The organism is Nocardiopsis ganjiahuensis DSM 45031 (assembly GCF_000341085.1).
GTDB classification, from domain to species: domain Bacteria; phylum Actinomycetota; class Actinomycetes; order Streptosporangiales; family Streptosporangiaceae; genus Nocardiopsis; species Nocardiopsis ganjiahuensis.
This window is the reverse complement of record NZ_ANBA01000020.1, coordinates 141440-159787: the sequence shown is the minus strand read 5'-3', so window position 1 is coordinate 159787 and position 18348 is coordinate 141440. Positions and strand designations below refer to the sequence as shown.

General features: G+C 72.3%; 11 protein-coding genes. 6 read left to right on the top strand and 5 right to left on the bottom strand.

What is annotated here, in order from left to right; all coding sequences use genetic code 11:
• The first annotated feature begins 112 nt into the window (after positions 1–112).
• Together D458_RS0126515 and D458_RS0126510 are read left to right on the top strand one after the other, a co-directional pair.
• On the top strand, positions 113–541 hold the full coding sequence (locus D458_RS0126515) for a DUF6069 family protein (protein ID WP_017589742.1): 429 nt from the start codon (positions 113–115) through the stop codon (positions 539–541).
• A gap of 37 nt (positions 542–578) precedes the next feature.
• Positions 579–2120, top strand: coding sequence for a UDP-N-acetylmuramoyl-L-alanyl-D-glutamate--2,6-diaminopimelate ligase (locus D458_RS0126510; RefSeq protein ID WP_017589741.1), 1542 nt, complete (start codon positions 579–581; stop codon positions 2118–2120).
• Between the two features lie 249 nt (positions 2121–2369).
• On the opposite strand, the gene pgl is transcribed toward D458_RS0126510, so the two are convergent.
• The 5 genes from pgl to tkt all read right to left on the bottom strand — a co-directional run bounded on the left by pgl (position 2370) and on the right by tkt (position 9077).
• Positions 2370–3116 carry a 6-phosphogluconolactonase gene (gene pgl, locus D458_RS0126505; RefSeq protein ID WP_017589740.1) on the bottom strand — a complete coding sequence of 249 codons (747 nt, stop codon included), beginning with the start codon at positions 3114–3116 and terminating at the stop codon, positions 2370–2372.
• On the bottom strand, positions 3113–4039 hold the full coding sequence (locus D458_RS0126500; protein WP_017589739.1) for a glucose-6-phosphate dehydrogenase assembly protein OpcA: 927 nt from the start codon (positions 4037–4039) through the stop codon (positions 3113–3115). The genes pgl and D458_RS0126500 overlap by 4 nt, the downstream gene beginning before the upstream one ends.
• A gap of 28 nt (positions 4040–4067) precedes the next feature.
• A complete protein-coding gene (gene zwf / locus D458_RS0126495) occupies positions 4068–5618 on the bottom strand; it encodes a glucose-6-phosphate dehydrogenase (RefSeq protein ID WP_017589738.1) in 1551 nt (516 codons plus the stop codon).
• Between the two features lie 159 nt (positions 5619–5777).
• Positions 5778–6884 (bottom strand): transaldolase, encoded by a 1107-nt coding sequence (tal, locus tag D458_RS0126490; protein ID WP_017589737.1) that lies wholly within the window; start codon positions 6882–6884, stop codon positions 5778–5780.
• Positions 6885–6983: 99 nt separating this feature from the next.
• Positions 6984–9077: a transketolase gene (tkt, locus tag D458_RS0126485; protein WP_026119702.1), complete on the bottom strand. Its 2094-nt coding sequence runs from the start codon at positions 9075–9077 to the stop codon at positions 6984–6986.
• Between the two features lie 729 nt (positions 9078–9806).
• On the opposite strand from tkt, the gene D458_RS0126480 reads away from it, so the two are divergent.
• The 4 genes from D458_RS0126480 (at position 9807) to D458_RS0126465 (ending at position 18343) form a co-directional block, all read left to right on the top strand.
• Positions 9807–10775: a heme o synthase gene (locus D458_RS0126480; RefSeq protein WP_017589735.1), complete on the top strand. Its 969-nt coding sequence runs from the start codon at positions 9807–9809 to the stop codon at positions 10773–10775.
• 115 nt (positions 10776–10890) lie between these two features.
• Positions 10891–11787 carry a DUF4132 domain-containing protein gene (locus tag D458_RS0126475; RefSeq protein ID WP_017589734.1) on the top strand — a complete coding sequence of 299 codons (897 nt, stop codon included), beginning with the start codon at positions 10891–10893 and terminating at the stop codon, positions 11785–11787.
• Positions 11784–16862, top strand: a complete 5079-nt coding sequence (locus D458_RS0126470; RefSeq protein WP_017589733.1) for a hypothetical protein — start codon at positions 11784–11786, stop codon at positions 16860–16862. The genes D458_RS0126475 and D458_RS0126470 overlap by 4 nt, the downstream gene beginning before the upstream one ends.
• Positions 16863–17200: 338 nt before the next feature.
• Positions 17201–18343 carry an ATP-binding protein gene (locus tag D458_RS0126465; protein WP_017589732.1) on the top strand — a complete coding sequence of 381 codons (1143 nt, stop codon included), beginning with the start codon at positions 17201–17203 and terminating at the stop codon, positions 18341–18343.
• Positions 18344–18348 lie beyond the last annotated feature (5 nt).

Below are 18348 nucleotides of genomic sequence, written 5' to 3'. Positions count from 1 at the left end.
GTGGATGGATGATCGCGTATACACCGAAGCTGATCACGCATAGCAAGTCTCGCCCGAGGTCCGTACGGTCGTGAAGGTACCCAGTCGAAACATCCTCCGGAGGAAGAAGACCATGACCGAGACCAGCGCCGGACCCCGTACCGCCACCCGCCCCTCCTGGCAGCCGCGCCTGGCCGCGGTGGTCGCCGTGGCCGCCGTCAACTCCGTCATCGCGCTGATAGCGCCCCTGGTCGGCGCGGACATGGTGGTCGCGCCGCCCGGTCAGGAGGCCACCACCGTCGTCTGGCCCATGTTCCTGGTCTTCAGCGCCGGGTTCGGCCTGATCGGCTGGGGAGCCCTCGCCCTGGCCGAGCGCCTCCTGGGCGCCCGCCGCGGCCGCCTGGTGTGGACCGTCGCCGCGGTGGCCGTCACCCTGCTGATGTTCGCGCCGCCGCTCACCGCGGGGGCCTCGACCGCCACCGTCGTGGTCCTGGAGCTCACCCACGTGGTGGTCGCCGCGATCGTCGTCCCGGTGTTCTGGAGCACCTCCCGGGCCTCCTGAAGGCTCGGGGGCGGGCGCGTATACTCCGGGTATACCGGTGTCGGCCGCGCCCGCGGCCGCACCGCCTTCGAAGGGACACCCCCTGCAACTGAGCGCACTGCTCAACGGCCATGCCCACCAGGTCATCTACGGGGACACCGAGATCCCCATCGCCGCGGCGCCCTGCGTCGACCTCGACCGGGTGGCGCCGGGCTCCCTCTACCTCGCGCTCCCCGGGCACCGCGAGGGCGGCCCGGAGGGGATCGCCACCGCGTTCTCCCGGGGCGCCGTCGCGGTCCTGGTCGAGGAACCGCTCTCACCGAACGAAGCCTTCTCCGAGGCCGACCTGGCCGCTCCACCTGGTACCTGCGTCGTCCAGGTCGCCGACGCCCGGGTCGCGGCGGCGCTGGTCTCCGCCCGGCACCACGGTGACCCCGGCGCGGCCATGGACGTCGTCGCGGTCACCGGAACCAACGGCAAGACCTCGGTCTCGTCCATGTACGAGTCCCTGCTGCGGATCGCCAACGACGCCCGGGTCGGGGTCATCGGCACCTCCGGTGCCCGGACCGGCGGCGACCCGATCCCCATGCCCCGCACCCTGCTCAGCACACCCGAGGCTCCGGACCTGCAGTACCTCCTCGCCCGGATGCGCAGCCGGGGTACCCTCAGCGTCGTGCTGGAGGCGACCTCCATGGGGCTGCTCGAGCACCGTGTGGACGGCTCGCACATCGACGTCGGGGTCTTCACCAACCTGACCCAGGACCACCTGGACGACCACGGGACGATGGAGTTCTACCGGGACGCCAAGCTCCGGCTGTTCCAGGGGCTGTGCCGTCAGGCCGTGGTCAACCTGGACGACCCCGTGGGCGCCACGATCCCGCAGATGATGCCGGGTGCGACGGTCACGTACTCCGTCGAGGCCGAGGCGGACTACCGGGCGACCGACCTGGTCGTGGACGCCTCGGGCACCCGGTTCGTCCTGCACCACGACGGCCGCAAGTACCCGGCGGCGATCCCCATGCCGGGGCGCTTCTCGGTGTCCAACGCGCTCGCCGCGCTGGCCGCCTGCCACCTGCAGGGCCACGATCTCGCCGGACTGGTGGCGGCGCTGGAGCGCATGCCCCAGATCCCGGGGCGCTTCGAGCACTACGCGGCCCCGCGCGGGGTCTCGGTGATCGTGGACTACGCCCACTCGCCCGACTCCCTCGACAAGGTCCTGGCCACGATCCGCGGGTTCGCCCCGGGCCGGGTCTTCACCGTCTTCGGCTGCGGCGGCGACCGCGACACCACCAAACGCGCCCGCATGGGCGAGATCGCCGGCACCTACTCGGACCGGTGCGTGCTGACCTCGGACAATCCGCGCCACGAGGACCCGGAGGCGATCATGGACCAGGTCGCCGAGGGCATCGAGCGGACCGGGACGCCGTTCACCCGTATCCCCGACCGCCGCGCCGCCATCGACCGGGCCGTCTCCGTGGCCCGCTCCGGTGACGTCGTGCTCATCGCGGGCAAGGGCTGCGAGCCGTACCAGATCGTCGGCGACGAGATGCTGCCCTTCGACGACATGACCACCGTGCACGAGGTCGTCGCCGCGCACTGAGGAACGACCCGCTCCTTTGGCCGGGCGACGCCGTCCTGGTCAAAGGAGCCCGAGGGGTGACCGCCGCGCGATTCGGGTCCGGCCCCCTCCCGCGCCGGATGCCGAGGCGCAGCGCAAGGACGTGCGGAGGATGACGGTTCTCTCGAGGACCGCGCCCTCGACCGCACCCGGGCACGAGGGCGCCCCGGGCGCGGATCTCCTCGTGGGAGAACTCACGGCCGGGGCGCTCGTGTGTACCGCTCCGGGTGGCTACAGCTCGGAGGCGGCTGCCTCGTCCACCCAGAACACCGTCTTCTCGGCGCCGCGGGCACCGGCGACCGGGGCCTCGTCCACGCTGCCTCCGGCCACGCCCAGGCGGACGGCCTCGGCCTTGCCCTCACCCGAGGCGAGCACCCACACCTGGCGGGCGCTGCGGATCGAGGACAGGCTCAGACTGATCCTGGTCGGCGGCGGCTTGGGGGAGTCGTGCACCGCGATCGCGGCCGCCTCGTCCTCGTGCACGCCCGGCAGGCCCGGGAACAGCGAGGCCACGTGGGCGTCCGGGCCCAGGCCCAGCAGGCACACGTCGAACTCCGGCACCGGGCCGCGCCCGCGCGCCGCCACGGACAGGGCCGCCGAGTAGTTCGTGGCCCCCCGCTCCGCCTCGTGGTTGTCGGTGCCGTCCCAGGACGGCATCGGGTGCACCTGGTGCGAGGGGATGTCGATGTCGTCGATCAGCGCCTCGCAGGCCTGCGTCTCGTTGCGCTCGGGGTCTCCCTCGGGCAGGAAGCGCTCGTCGCCCCACCACAGGTGCACGTGCGACCACTTCATCCCGCTGGCCTTGGCCTCGTCCCGTAGGGCGGCGAGGGTCTTGATGCCCACGCCGCCGCCGGTCAGCACCAGGTGGAACGGGCGTTCGGCCGCCTCGGCGCTCACGATCAGCTTCGCCAGCCGCGCCGCCGCGCTCTGTGCGAGCTGCTCGGCGTCGGTGGTCCGGACGATCTCCGGTTCGCTCATCCTTCAACTCCGCTTCCAGCGAGCAGCGGCCCCAGGTGTCGGGCCGCGTTCGCGTAGGTCTCGTCGGGGTCCAGGCGACGCAGCTCCTCGGCCAGCGCCAGGGCGGCGCCGCGCCGGGCGAGCGCCACCGTCTGGTCCGGCTGCCCGGTCCTGGACAGGGTGGCCACCCTGCCGTCGACCCGGGAGATCGTGATGTCCCCCTGGTCGGTGGTCAGCTTGACCTCGGTCAGGCCGGGGCCGTCCGAGACGCCGCGTTCCACCTCGACCTCCAGCCGCTCGGACAGCCACGCGGCCAGGAGCTCGGCGCTCGGGTAGTGCGGCTCGGCCGTCACCTTGGCCGCGTTCACCCAGCCGCACGGCTGGTCCATGGCGCTGGCCAGCAGCGAACGCCACGGGGTCAGCCGCGTCCAGGTCAGGTCCGTGTCACCCGGACGGTAGTGGGCTACCCGCTCCAGCAGGTCGCCTACCGGATCCTGGGCGCGCAGAGCGTCGGTGATCCTGCGCTGGGCCAGGCGGCCCACCGGGTCGGCGGACGGGTCGGCGGGCCCCTGCCCGGGCCACCACACGACCACGGGCGCGTCCGGGACCAGCAGCGGGGTCAGCACCGAGTCGGGGTGTTCGCCCAGCGGCCCGTACAGGCGCAGCAGCACCGCCTCACCGGGACCGGAGGTGCCGGGCCGGCGGATCTCCGCGTCGATGGCCGGTTCGGCCTTCGGGTCGCGGCGGATCAGCGCCACCACCCGCGAGGGGTGTTCCCGGCCCGCCTCGGTGGCCGCGCGGACGGCGTCGTAGTGGTCGGCCTCGTCGGTGACGATGACCAGGGTGAGCACCATGTTCATCGCACCCCCGCCGACACTGAGCCGCTCGGCCATGAGCGCCTCGGTGATCTGCGAGGTCGTGGTGCGCGGAAGATAGAGCGTCATCGGTCCCTCCGGAAACGGGCGCTGGCGGTCACGGGCGGCGCCACTGGCGGCCGTCCCTGGTGAGCAGTTCGTGCGCGGACTCGGGGCCCCAGGTACCCGAACCGTACTGTTCGGGCTGACCCGCCTCGGCCCAGTACTCCTCGACCGGGTCGAGGATCTGCCAGGACAGCTCGACCTCCTCCTGGCGCGGGAACAGCGGCGGGTCGCCGATGAGCACGTCCAGGATGAGGCGCTCGTAGGCCTCGGGGCTGGCCTCGGTGAAGGACTGCCCGTAGGTGAAGTCCATGCTCACGTCGCGCACCTCCATGGAGGCGCCCGGCACCTTGGAACCGAACCGCAGGGTCACGCCCTCGTCGGGCTGGATGCGCAGCACGAGGGCGTTCTGGCCGAGCTCGCTGACGTCGCTGCGGGCGAACATCTGCTGGGGGGCGGCCTGGAACACCAGCGCCACCTCGGTCACCCGGCGGCCCAGCCGCTTGCCGGTGCGCAGGTAGAACGGCACACCGGACCAGCGCCGGGTGCCCACGTCCAGCTTGAGCGCCGCGTAGGTCTCGGTCACCGAGTCGGACGGGATGCCGTCCTCCTCGAGGTAGCCGGAGACCGCCGCGCCGCCCTGCCATCCGGCCGCGTACTGGCCGCGGGCGGTGCCCTTGGCCAGGTCGTCGGGGAGCGTCACCGCGGAGAGGACCTTCTCCTTCTCGGCGCGGATCGCGTCCGCGCTGTAGGAGACCGGTTCCTCCATCGCGATGAGCGCGAGCAGTTGGAGCAGGTGGTTCTGGATGACGTCGCGCGCCGCGCCGATGCCGTCGTAGTACCCCGCGCGACCGCCCACACCGATGTCCTCGGCCATGGTGATCTGCACGTGGTCCACGTAGCTGCGGTTCCACAGCGGTTCGAACAGCGTGTTGGCGAAGCGCAGCGCCAGGATGTTCTGAACCGTCTCCTTGCCGAGGTAGTGGTCGATGCGGAACACCGACGACGGCGGGAAGACGTCGTCCACCACCGCGTTGAGCTCCTTGGCGCTCTCCAGGTCGTGGCCGAACGGCTTCTCGATCACCACCCGGCGCCACGGTGTGGCCCCGCCCGGCCCCTGACTCGGCTCCGGCGAGGCCAGACCGCTGCGCTTGAGCTGGGTGACCACGGTCGGGAACAGCTTGGGCGGTAGGGACAGGTAGAACGCGTAGTTGCCGCCGGTGCCGCGGTCGGCGTCCAGCTCGCGGACGGTCCTGGCGAGTTCGTCGAAGGCGCTGTCGTCGTCCAGGTCCCCCTGGACGAAACGCATTCCCTCGCTCAGCTGGCGCCACACGTCCTCGCGGAAGGGGGTGCGGGCGTGTTCGCGCACCGCCGCGTGGGCCTCGGCGGCGAAGTCCTGGTTCTCCCAGTCACGGCGCGCGAAGCCGACCAGGCCGAAGCCCGGCGGCAGCATGCCGCGGTTGGCGAGGTCGTAGATGGCGGGCAGGAGCTTCTTGCGGGCCAGGTCGCCCGTGACGCCGAACAGCACCAGCACGCTGGGCCCGGCGATACGGGGGAGCCTTCGGTCCAGGGCGTTGCGGAGCGGATTGGGTACCGCTCCCGGCATCACCGGTTCTTTCACGGATCTCCGCGCTTCCTGTTGAGAGTGGCTGGTGGGACGGTGGTTCGATGGCCGGGCGCCCACATCCCCGACTCTCACCCGGGGGACGCCCGGAGCCGGGGGCGGAGGGCCGCCGCGGGGCCGGACCCCGCGGCGGCCGCCGGCTCAGGAGAGTTCGTCGAGCTTGGCCGAGAGCGCGTCCAGCAGGCTCTGCCAGGACGTGACGAACTTGTCCACGCCCTCCTTCTCCAGTACCGCGAACACGTCGGTCAGGCTCACCCCGGCGTCCTCCAGGGCGGCGAAGTCGGACCGGGCGCGCTCGTAGGTGCCCAGAACGGTGTCGCCGGTGATCCGGCCGTGGTCGGCGGTGGCGTCGAGGGTGGCCTGCGGCATGGTGTTCACCGTGTCGCGGGCCACCAGCTCGGTGACGTAGAGGGTGTCCGCGTAGGCGGGGTCCTTCACCCCGGTGGAGGCCCACAGGGGGCGCTGCGGCTGGGCGCCCAGCTTCTCCAGCGCCTTCCACTCGGAGGAGGAGAACACCTCGGAGTGCGCCTCGTAGGCGAGTCGGGCGTTGGCCAGAGCGGCCCGGCCCAGCAGGGAGAGCGCCTCCTCGGTACCGATCTCGCGCAGGCGCTTGTCCACCTCGGCGTCCACCCGGCTGACGAAGAAGGAGGCGACCGACTGGATGCGGGACAGGTCGTGGCCGTTGGCCCGGGCCAGCTCCATGCCCTCCAGGAACGCGTCCATCACCTGCCGGTAGCGCTCCAGGGAGAAGATCAGCGTGACGTTGACGCTGATGCCCTGCCCCAGAGTCTGGGTGATGGCGGGCAGGCCCGCCGCGGTGGCCGGGATCTTGACCATCAGGTTGGGCCGGTCCACCAGCCACCACAGCGCCTTGGCCTCGGCGACCGTGCGCTCGGTCTCGTTGGCCAGGCGCGGGTCCACCTCCAGCGAGACCCGGCCGTCCACACGGCCGGTGGACTCGTACACCGGGCGCAGGGTGTCAGCGGCCCAGCGGATGTCGTAGGCGGTGATCATGCGTACCGCCTCCTCCACCGACACGCCTCGCACGGCCAGTTCGCGGACCTGCTCGTCGTAGGCGTCACCCTCGGCGAGCGCCTTGTCGAAGATGGTCGGGTTGGACGTCACACCGACCACGTGGCGGTCCGACATCAGCTCGGTCAGGTTGCCCGAGCGCAGGCGTTCGCGGCTGATGTCGTCCAGCCAGACGGAAACGCCCGCTTCGGAGAGGTCCTGGAGTGCTTTGTTCATGGCTTCTCGCGCCTTCCCTCGGGGGCGGAACGCCGCCCCTGTCTGCACACGTTGGAACGGAAGGACGGGCCCCGGCGCGGTCGCCGGGGCCCGTCGGGGTCAGCCGCCGACCCGGGTGAGGCTCTTGCGAGCCGCCTCGACGACGGCGTCGGTGGTGAAACCGAACTTCTCGTACAGGACCTGGTACGGGGCCGAGGCGCCGTAGTGCTCCAGGCTCACGGACTCACCGGCGTCACCGACGTACTGGCGCCAGCCCATGGCGATCCCCGCCTCCACCGACACGCGGGCGCGCACGGAGGAGGGCAGGACCTGCTCGCGGTACTCCTCGCTCTGGCGCTCGAACCACTCCACGCAGGTCATGGACACCACACGGGTGGGCGTGCCGGCCTCCTGGAGGACCTTGCGGGCGTCCAGGGCGATCTGGACCTCGCTGCCGGTGGCCATGATGATCACTTCCGGAGCGTCCCCGTCGGCCTCGGCCAGCACGTACCCGCCCTTGACGGCGCCTTCGGCGGACGCGTACTCGCTGCGGTCCAGCACGGGCAGGTTCTGGCGGGTCAGCGCCAGCGCGGACGGGCGGTCGCCGTTCTCGATCACGGAGCGCCACACCACGGCGGTCTCGTTGGCGTCGGCCGGCCGGATCACGTCGAGGCCGTGGATGGCGCGCAGCGACCACAGGTGCTCGACCGGCTGGTGGGTGGGGCCGTCCTCGCCCAGACCGATGGAGTCGTGCGTCCACACGTAGGTGACCGGCAGCTGCATGATCGCGGCCAACCGGACCGCGGGGCGCATGTAGTCGCTGAAGACCAGGAACGTGCCGCCGTAGGGGCGGGTCGGGCCGTGCAGGGCCATGCCGTTGAGGATCGAGCCCATGCCGTGCTCGCGCACGCCGAAGTGCAGCACGCGCCCGTAGGGGTTGCCCGGGAACGACTCGCTGGCGCGGTCGAAGGGCAGGAAGGACTGCTCGCCCTTGGGCGTGGTGTTGTTGGAACCGGCCAGGTCGGCGGAGCCGCCCCAGAGTTCGGGCAGCAGCGGGGCGAGGGCGGAGAGCACCTCGCCGCTGGCCTTGCGGGTGGCCATGCCCTTCTCGCTGGGGTCGAAGGAGGGCAGCGCCTTCTCCCAGCCCTCGGGCAGCCGCTTCTCGATCAGGCGGTCGAACAGCGCGGCGTGCTCACCGGCGCTCTTGTGCCAGGCCTCGAAAGTGACGTCCCAGGCGGCGCGGGCCTCACGGCCGCGGTCCAGGGCGCGGCGGGTGTGCTCGATGACCGCGTCCTCGACGCCGAAGGGCTCGTCGGGCAGGCCGAGGATCGCCTTGGTGGCGGAGACCTCGTCGGCGCCGATGGCCGCACCGTGGATGGCGCCGGTGTTCTGCTTGTTGGGCGCGGGCCAGCCGATGATGGTCCGCAGGCGGATGAAGGTCGGCCGCTCCGTCTCGGCCTTGCCGCGCTGGATCGCCTGGTAGAGGGCCTCGACGTCCTCGACGTACTCGCCGGTGGCGGTCCAGTCGACCTCTTCCACGTGCCAGCCGTAGGCGCGGTAGCGCTCGGCCACGTCCTCGGAGTGCGCGATGCGGGTGTCGTCCTCGATGGAGATCCGGTTGTCGTCCCAGATCATGATGAGGTTGCCCAGGTTCTGGGTCCCGGCCAGGGCGCTGGCCTCGTGGCTCACCCCCTCCTGGACGTCGCCGTCGGAGCAGAAGGCGTAGACGTGGTGGTCGAAGGGGCTGGCGCCCGGACCGGCCTCGGGATTGAACAGGCCGCGCTCACGGCGGGCGGCCATGGCCATGCCGACCGCGTTGCCCACGCCCTGGCCGAGCGGCCCGGTGGTGGTCTCCACCCCCGGTGTGTGGCTGAACTCGGGGTGGCCGGGTGTGCGGCTGTCCCACTGGCGCAGGCTCTTGAGGTCGTCCAGCTCCAGTCCGTATCCGGCGAGGTAGAGCTGGATGTACAGGGTGAGGCTGGAGTGGCCGATCGACAGCACGAAGCGGTCCCGGCCCACCCACTCGGGCTCGGCGGGGTCGTGCCGCATGACCTTCTGGAAGAGGAGGTAGGCGGCGGGCGCGAGGCTCATCGCGGTGCCGGGGTGTCCGTTACCCGACTTCTCTACCGCGTCCATCGCCAGCGCTCGGACCGTGTTGACGGCGCGGAGGTCGAGGTCCGACCACTCCAGGTTTTTCGGGGTGTGGGCGTTCACGGACTTTCGTTTCTCCTTCTCCGGCACCCGGATACCCGGTTCCGGGACGGGTGTGGATTGTGTGTGCGTGTTGGTCACCGGGCACCCCGCGGGCGGCCCACCGGGTGGGTGGGTCGCGGGGGAACGCTGGAGGGCGGGGTCGCCTTCGGTTCGGGCTGTGGACGTGGCTCCGTGGCGCGGAGCTCCGGCCTCGGCACCTGCGCCACAGCGCCGGTGGGACAGCGTCCGGTCCACGGCGTCCGGAGCGCGGCCCCCACGGTGAAGGGACCGGGAACAGGGCCGACTACGAGCCTATCGTCCACAGCCGGGGATGTCTTTGCCCGACACCTCTCACTACTGGCGGGTAACTCGCCAGGTGCGCGGGTTCGTGCCCATCTCCCGGGTCCTCTCCGGGACGCGTGGCACATTGGAAGCACGGCTGGGCCTGTGCGAACCTTCTCCTGCGCCCGCGCGGGGGCCGGCCCTCGGGCCCCGGGGCGCCCCGGGGGTCGGAGGCGGTCAGGGCTGGAGGCCACCCGTACGCCGGGGGCTGGTCACCGGTTCACGCGAGGAAGTACTACAGTATGTCGTTGACGGGGTTTTCGCTGATCCTGCCGCTTTGTCGGTCCGATCGACCCCGCGTGGCGAGCAGTTTCGAATTCCCTACAGTTGTCGAGGTATCCGCGTGTCTGAAACCGAGCCGGCCCCCCAGGGGACACGAGTGCTTCCGGACGTGAGGACGCGGAACTGATGGCCCTCACCAACCGCGCACCCCACACCGACGGGAACGACGCGTCCGCGCCCGAGGCCCCCCGCAAGGCCTCCTTCGGCGCCCACGTGCGCGCCTACGTCGCCCTCTCCAAGCCCCGCGTCATCGAACTCCTGCTCATCACCACCATCCCGGTGATGTTCGTCGCCGCCGGGGGAGTGCCGCCGCTCTGGACCGCGGTCGCGACCCTGGTGTTCGGCACCATGTCGGCCGCCAGCGCCAACGCGATGAACTGCTACATCGACCGCGACATCGACCGTGAGATGCGTCGCACCCGCCAGCGCCCCGGTGCGATGGACCTGGTCACTCCGCGCGGAGCCCTGACCTACGGGCTGATCCTGGCGATCGGCTCCACCGTCGGCTTCCTCGTGCTCGTCAACGTGCTCTCGGCCGTCCTGTCGGTCTTCGCGATCGCCTTCTACATCTTCGTCTACACGATGCTGCTCAAGCGGCGCACCGCGCAGAACGTCGTGTGGGGCGGCATCGCCGGGTGCATGCCGGTCCTCATCGGCTGGGCCGCCGTCACCAACAGCCTCGACTGGGCGCCGTTCGTGCTCTTCCTGGTCGTGTTCTTCTGGACGCCGCCGCACACCTGGACACTGGCCATGCGCTACCGCGAGGACTACGCGGCCGCCAAGGTCCCGATGCTGCCCGTGGTCGCCAGCGACCGCCGGGTGCTGCTGGAGTCGGTGCTCTACACCTGGGCGACCGTGATCGTCTCCCTGATCTTCTGGCCCGTGGCCGGGACCACGTGGTTCTACGGCGTGGTCGCCACGGTCCTGGGCGCCCTGCTGGTCGTCCAGGCCCACCGCCTGCTCAGCCGCTCCAAGGCGGGCGTGACCGGGGCCCAGCTCAAGACGATGAACTTCTTCCACCTCACCAACGCCTACCTGGCGCTGCTGTTCGTGGCGGTCACCATCGACCCGCTCATCGCGCGCTTCCTCGCCTAGGGGCCGCGACCGGACCCGGCGAACCGACCGCGGCGGTGCCCCTCCCGAACCGGGAGGGGCACCGTTTCGCGTGAGTGGTTCCCTTCCTGTCACCGAGGGGCGCTATAACCTCTTCATGGCAACAACCACCCCTCCCACCTCGCCCTCCGCCGCGGAGCCGGTCTGGACCGAAGGGCCCGACGGCTATTCCCTGGCCATCGAGAACGCCGCCCTGGTGTGCCGCAACCCCAAGGGCCGCCGCCTCAAGTCGGTGCCCAAGAAGGTGCGCGAGTCCGACCACGCCCGCCGCCTGAACGACGTCCTGCTGTGGCTGACCCGGCACGAACGCGAGTGCCTCGAACGGGTCGAGAGCTGGCTGCTGGGCTCCCTCCCGGTGCCCGCCACCGTCATCGGCGGCCTCTGGCCGGACCCCGCCTGGCGGGACGTGCTCACCGACCTGTTCGTCGTCCCCGAGCACGGCGGCGAGGGCGGATTCCTCCGCGGTGTCGACGACCGCGGCAGGGTCGGGGTCGTCGACCTGGACGCCGAGAGCACCTGGCTGGAGACCGAGCGGGTCGTCCTGCCCCACCCCGTCCTCCTCGAGGACCTGGACGACGTGCGCGAGTTCTCCCTCGAACTCGGCCTCACCCAGCGGCTGCCCCAGCTCACCCGGGAGACCCACCGCCGCCCCGACACCCTCAAGGCCGACGCCACCCACGTCGACACCTACGAGGGCGCCCACTTCGACCAGCTGCGCTTCGCCGCGGGTGCCGCCCAACGCCACGGCTTCTCCGTGCGCGGCGGCAACGCGGTGTGCCGTGTCGTCGAGGCGGGACGCGCCGTCCAGGCCCGCTACTGGATCGGCTCCGACGCCCCCGACTACGAAACCGTGACCGGCTCCCTGCTCTGGGTCGACACCGACGAACGCCCCATCAGACTCACCGAGATCGGCCCCGTCGCCTGGTCCGAGGGCGTCCGCATGGCCGAACTCGTCCACGCCGAGCGCAAGACCAGCACCGAGGAGAACTCGTGACCGCCCCCCACAGCGACGGCCCCCACTCCGTCCTCCTCGCCGCCGGGCTCGCGCCCCTGGACGCCGTCACCGACGGCCCCGTGGACCGCGTCCGCGCACACACCCACACCCACCCGGCGCTCGGCGACCGCAGGGTCGTCCGCCTGGTCCCCGAAGCGCTCGCCCCCGCCGAGGACGCGGCCCTGGACTTCCTGGGCTTCACCGCCGAGGCGGCCTCCGACCCCCTCGCCCTGGCGCGCCCCCGCGGCCTCGGCTACCCCGAGTGGGCCCTGGTCCACGACCCCGACAGCCGCGACACCGCCCTGTCCCTGGTCCGCCCCATCGAGCGCGCCAGCCGGATGGCGGCCAACCGCCCCGGACCGGCCTCCGACGAGTTCGCCCGCATCGCCGCCGACGTGCCCCTCCACCACCTGCCGGCCTACTGGGAACAGGCCGGACGCGCCTTCCTGGCCGCCGACAACGCCCGCCTCGCCGCCGTGATGTTCGGCCGCGCCCGCGAGTCCGAGCAGGTCTACAGCCTGCCGGTGGACGAGGCCACCCGCCGCGAGTCCTTCCTGGAGTTCGCCTTCTCCGGGGCGCTCACCGTCAAGTCCCTGTCCGCCCACGCCAACGAACTCTCCCAGCGCTACGCCCCCGACCGGGCCCTGGCGGAGTTCCGTGAACTGGCCGTGCGCCGCACCCTGGGCGGCCTTCCGCCCTGGACCGGACTGCCCAAACAGATCCGTACCCTGGCCAGGGCCGCCGGGCTCGACCCGGCCGAGGAGGAGCGGTCGCTGCTGCGCGAACTCCTGGCCGCGCCCGCCACCGCGTCCGCCCCGGAGGGGTTCTGGAAGGCCGCCCGCTCCGGACTGGTCGCCCTGGGCCGGGCCGACGCCGACATCGCCCGACTCCTGCTCGGTACCTTCGTGGCCGTCCCCTACTACACCGGCACCGACTTCCACGCCTGGTGGCTGGGCCTGCTCGACGATGCCGGCGCGATCGACCTGCTGGCCGACCCCGACCAGCCGGTACCGGGCGGTGCGGCCGAGTGGGTGTCCCGCATGGTGACCCACACCCGTGGATACCGCAGGCCCCTGCCGCTCGGCTTCCTGGACCTGGTCACCCGGGTCGCGGACCGGCTGCGCGCCGACGGCGTCCCCGTGGACCCGGCGGGCGGACGGGGCTCCTACGTCGTCGTCATCCCCGCCGCCCTGCTCGATTTGTGCCTGGAACTGGGGATCCCCATCACAGCCGGCGGCCGGACCCCCTCCCTGGACCTGCCCGGCTGGCTGGAGAACAGGAACGGCGAGCCCCGACGCGAGCTGGCGTTCCTGCGCGCCGACCCCGCCTGGGAGCCCTGCCTGGAACGTGCGGTCGCCTCCTACGGGAGGGATTTCCAGCAGACCCTGGAGGACCTGCTCCCCTTCCCCTACCTCCACCCCTACGTCGACCGCAGGCTGGGGACGCTGGTCGAGGGCATCGCCGAGGGCGGGCTCGCCGGTCTGCGCGAACGGTTGGAGACCCTGCGCGGAGAGAGCGACGGGGAGGCCTTCCGGTACTTCCCCCACCGCCTGGAGCAGCTCCGTGCCACCGACGTCGACGGGGCACTGGCCCGCACCCTGCGCGCCGGGATCGTCGACGAGTACTCCTGGCCCGCCCTGGAGGAGGCCGCCCGTGAACTGGGCGCCGACTCGGTCCGGGAGACCCCCCTCGCCGGGGTCGCCAGCTGGCCGAACTACACCCTCACCTCCCAGGTCAAGGCGATCGCGGTGGGCCCCGAGGGCCGTGTGGCCGAACACGCGCTGGTCCTGCCCAAGGGGGCCAGGGACCCCCGTGCCGTGTACGCCGACGGCCAGTTCCTCGTCACCTACGCCGTAGACGGGCCGGAGGCCTTCAACGGCTACTGGTCCGGCGCCCCCGACACACGGTTCACGCTCAGGTACGACTCGATCGCCTCCGGCCAGTGGAACCACTTCGGCGACGTGTCGGCCCCTCTCGCCCCGGACGGAGCCCGGGTGGCGGGGCACCGGGCCCTGCGGGCCGGTGACCAGAGCGCCCTCCGCGACCAGCACACCCTCCACGACGGCCACACCTTCTGGGTTTCGGACCACCGCACCGACAGCCTGTACGAGATCGACCCCGCCACCGGGGCCCGGGGCCGCGACAGCCTGCCCGCCTTCCTGGAGGACCTGTCGTTGGAGGAAGGGGAGAACCTGCGGCCCCTGGTCTCGACCCTGGCTCCGTTGCCCGGCCCCGTGCACGGGAGTCCGCTGGGTCCGGTCTCCGGGCTCGCGGGGTTCGCCACCACCCGTCGGAACACCGATGGGGGCGCGGTCTTCCGGGTCACCGCCACCGACGGCCGTTCCGTGGAGACGGCGGCCGGCTTCGGCAACCGTTACGCTCCCATCGCCCTGTTCAGGGCTCCCGGGGACGAGCGCGACCTCCTGCTCACGAAGAAGGACGGTGCGGCCCTGCACCACCCCGAGCACGGCTTGATGTGGAGCTGCCACACCGGCACGGCCTGTGACTGCACCGCCAAGTGGGGCACCCCCTACCTGCCCCCGGTCGTGTTCTGGTATTTCATGCGGCCCCGCGACACCGCCGCCTCCTCCCGGCTGCGCACGGTGCGCGGCAGTGACATGAGCGCCCTGACGGCCGCCGCCACCGATGAGCGCAAGCACGTCGACCGGGTTACGTCGACCGGTCTCGTCCGTGGCAGGCGGCGGCAACAAGAGGGAGCGCTCCTGCGTCCCGCCGCGTCCGAGAGCCTTCCTGAGCCCCTGGCCCGCACCAGGGAGGCCGCGGCCGCCCTTCTGGGGCACGGGCGGGGCGGGGGCTCCACCGTCCACCCGGAGCTGGTCTGGGGCGTCGCCGGCCTGGCCTGCTCAGCGGTCCGGCTCCGCCACGACCTGGACGAGTACCTCGCCCGTAGCCAGAAGGCCGCCGAACAGGTGGAGCTCGCCGGCTCCGGCCCGGAGCCGGAGGGCCTCATGCCCGCCCTCGACCTCTTCGTGCCACAGGTACTGGTCGGTGGAGGCGGCGATGTGCGCTGCCACATCGAGCTCACCTCGCGGTTCCTGCGCGGCGAGGCCGGTGTCGCCGAGCTGGCGACCCGGCCTCCCTCCGACGTGGACTGGACCAACCTGATCGGCGCGGTCGGCGCCCTGGCCTGGTCGGCAACCCTGTCCACCACCGACGACCAGGAGCGCGACGCCCTCGTCGACTTCCTCGCCCGCTGGGCGGACACGGTCTTCGCCGACCCCGGGGCCGAACTCGACTCGGGACTCGTGGTGTGCGCTCCGACCCACGTTCCGCGGTTGGAGGGAGAAGGACAGGGGCGGGCCCGGCGTGCGGGTCTGGACCTGCAGATCTCCTTCGCCGAGGCGTCGACGGTCTCCGATCCGGAAACCGCCGCCCTCCTCGCCGAACACGAGCGCCGCTACGGCAAGAAGCGCAGGGGCCACCACTTCGTCGAACTCCGCTCCGGTGATCCGCTGCCCTTCTCCGAAGCCGAACCCGGGCCCGGCACCGAAACCGGAACCGAAGCCGGCACGGCGGACACCTCGGTCGCGGAGTGCGGACGCGAGCGGATCGGCCCGGGCTGGGGGACCGCCGAGCGGATCACCGCCCTCCTGACCGCCCTGGCCGAGCACGGGCCCCTCACCTGGGACCCCGCCGCGGCGAGGCTTCTGGCCGACCGCACCGGGCTGGCCCCTGCCGCGGCAGCCCTGCTCCTGTCCCTGCAGGTCAACCACAGGGTTCCCGAAGCGGGCTCGCGCCGGACCCTGGGGATCAACGACCACGAGGTCCGGGTCGGGGTCGAGGAACTCGGTTCCCTCAGTCAGGGCGACCTCCTGGAGCTGTACCGCGAGGCCCTTCCGGACACCGCCGAGGGCATCGCCGCCCTCTGGGAGCCGGGCGGCCTCGGCCAGGTCGCCGAACGCCTCGCCGAGGCGTGGAACCGTCTCCACGGCCGTCGGGAGCCGTTGCCCGAGACCACGCTGACCGCCCTGGCCACCGCCTGGCGACCGGCGTCCGTCCCGCACCTGCGTGCGTTCCGCGACCCCTCCGGGCACCCCGTCCTGTCCCAGGACGCCACCAGCCGCCCGGAAGTGGTGGAGCTCCGCTACTACACCGAGACGATCCTGCGCTTCACACCCGCGGAGGCCAATGAGCTGCCCGGCCTCCTGGCCCCGCTCGCGAACCTCGTTCCCTGGGCCCACGCCGAGCTCCCCGCCGGGGACCCCTTCCGGGAGAGCGTGCCCGCCGCGCTGCAAGCCGTGCGCGCCCGGCTGGACTCACCCGGGCTCCTGCTGCGGGCGGTCCAGCTGTGGAGCGACCGGGCGGACGCCGTGCTCGACCTGGTCGGCGGCGAACCCTACCGAGACGCCTCCGGCCGGACCCCGTTCGTCCGGAGCGCGGACAACGGCACCGTGGTCGCGGAGTGCAACGAACGCGGCCGTCTGGGACTGTGGTTCCGGCCAGCCCGCCTGGACGACGGTGTGGAGTCCAAGGTCCTGCGCGGCATCCTCGACGACGAAAGCCACAACTCCCACGGCTGGAACACGGTGCGGATCGTCGACCTGCTGCGCAGCCCCGGCTACACCGCCATCGCCGAGCGCCTCGCCCCGGGCGTGCTGGCCGAGGGCGCGCGGGAGACCGACCCCGCTGCCTCCGTCCCCGGACTCCTCTCCGAGGTGAGCGGCACGCTCGGCCTGTCCGAGGACGCGGCCCGCCTGTACCTGCAGTTCCTCGCCCTTCTGGAGCCCACGGACAAGCTCGTGCGCGCCGTCAACGGCTGGACTCCGGCCCGGCACCGCAAGGCCGGAGCCGAGCTCCAGGAGAGGGGCCTGGTGCTGGCGGCCAAGCGCTCCCGCGCGGGCCGCACGCTCTTCCTCCCGGGGGAGTGGGTGGAGGTCAAACAAGCGCCGAACCTGCCCTTCGAGAACTGGAAGCGCACCCTGTACGGGCTGCAGGGCAGCGGCTCGGGGCTGCACGGGTCCCTGTACGGCCGCCATCTGCCTGTTCGCCCCCTGCCGGAGATCTTCGCCGAGGCCTGGCAGCGGGTCCGGGCAGGCGACGCACCCGGCCGCTGACCCGGACGCCGGCGCCGCCGGTCCTCTCGGTCCGGCGGTTCCGGTGCGGCCCCACGTCCCGACCCCCGGGTCCGGCCGTGGGGCCGGGGCCGACGGACCCGGCACGGCTCCGAGCCCCGGGGCCGTGCCGGGCGGCCCCTCCACGGTGCCGTCACCGGTCCGGGGACCGGCCACGGGGCGGGCCCTCCGCCCCCGTCACCCTGTCTCCGCCGACTGTCATCACCCCTGTTGTCCCTTGACCCCCTGCTGTTCCTGGACCCCCGCTCCATCCGAACCCCTGCTCTGTCCTCAGCCCTCTGCCAGCCCTGGACCACCCCGAACGATCCCGAGGAGTACCGGTGTCCGACACCACCCCCGACGTACAGGTCGCCCCCGCCGAACAGCGGTACGCGGAGGAACTGGCGTTCCTCGCGGCCCACGACACCGGGCCCCGTCCCCCCGGCTGGAAGCTCACCCCGCGCGCGGTCGTGACCTTCGTGGTCGGCAGCGCCGGGAAACTCCGGCTGCCCGCCCCGGTGGAGGGGCTCCCGTCGAGCCTGGAGATCACCGCCAAGTTCGTCGGTGAGCGCGCACTGGTGGAACGCTGCGTGGTCACCCTCGCGGGCGAACGCGGGCTCCTCCTGGTCGGCGAACCCGGCACCGCGAAGTCGATGCTCTCCGAACTCCTCTCCGCCGCCGTCAGCGGTACCGGCGCGCTCACCGTCCAGGGCACCGCGGGGACCACCGAGGAACACCTGCGCTACGGCTGGAACTACGCCCTCCTGCTCGCCAAGGGCCCCAGCGCCGAGGCCCTGGCGCCCTCCCCGGTGCTCACCGCCCTGCGCACCGGCCGGATCGCCCGGGTGGAGGAGGTCACCCGCTGCCTGCCCGAGGTCCAGGACTCCCTGGTCTCCCTCCTGTCCGACCGCCGCATGTCGGTGCCCGAACTCACCGACGACGACGGTGTCTTCTTCGCCCGCCCCGGCTTCAACGTCATCGCCACCGCCAACCTGCGCGACCGCGGTGTGTCGGAGATGAGCGCCGCACTCAAACGCCGGTTCAACTTCGAGGTGGTGCCGCCCATCGCGGACCTGGACGCCGAGGTCGACCTCGTGCGCCGCCAGGCCGGACGGGAACTGGCCCGCCACGGCCACGCCCTGCCCGTCGACGACGCCGTGCTCGAAGCCCTCGTCACCGCCTTCCGCGACCTGCGCTCCGGAGCCTCCGTCGAGGGCTGGCCGGTGGAACGGCCCACCACCGTCATGAGCACCGCCGAAGCGGTCGGGGTCACCACCTCCCTGGGTCTGCAGTCCGCCTACCTCGGTGTGTCCGACCCCCTCTCCCTCCTGCCCGGCTACCTGCTGGGCGCGGTGCGCAAGGACGACCCCGACGACCAGGGCCGCCTGCTCGCCTACTGGGACTCCACCATCCGCCACCGCGCCGAGAACGGCGCCCGCCTGTGGAAGCGCCTCTACGAGCTCCGCCACACGGTGGGGGAGTGAGCCCG

Bases quoted from the DNA above. Each gene is read 5' to 3' on its own strand.
- pgl (WP_017589740.1), bottom strand. From the start codon at position 3,116: ATGAGCGAACCGGAGATCGTCCGGACCACCGACGCCGAGCAGCTCGCA.
- D458_RS0126515 (WP_017589742.1), top strand. From the start codon at position 113: ATGACCGAGACCAGCGCCGGACCCCGTACCGCCACCCGCCCCTCCTGG.
- tal (WP_017589737.1), bottom strand. From the start codon at position 6,884: ATGAACAAAGCACTCCAGGACCTCTCCGAAGCGGGCGTTTCCGTCTGG.
- zwf (WP_017589738.1), bottom strand. From the start codon at position 5,618: ATGCCGGGAGCGGTACCCAATCCGCTCCGCAACGCCCTGGACCGAAGG.
- D458_RS0126475 (WP_017589734.1), top strand. From the start codon at position 10,891: ATGGCAACAACCACCCCTCCCACCTCGCCCTCCGCCGCGGAGCCGGTC.
- D458_RS0126480 (WP_017589735.1), top strand. From the start codon at position 9,807: ATGGCCCTCACCAACCGCGCACCCCACACCGACGGGAACGACGCGTCC.
- D458_RS0126500 (WP_017589739.1), bottom strand. From the start codon at position 4,039: ATGACGCTCTATCTTCCGCGCACCACGACCTCGCAGATCACCGAGGCG.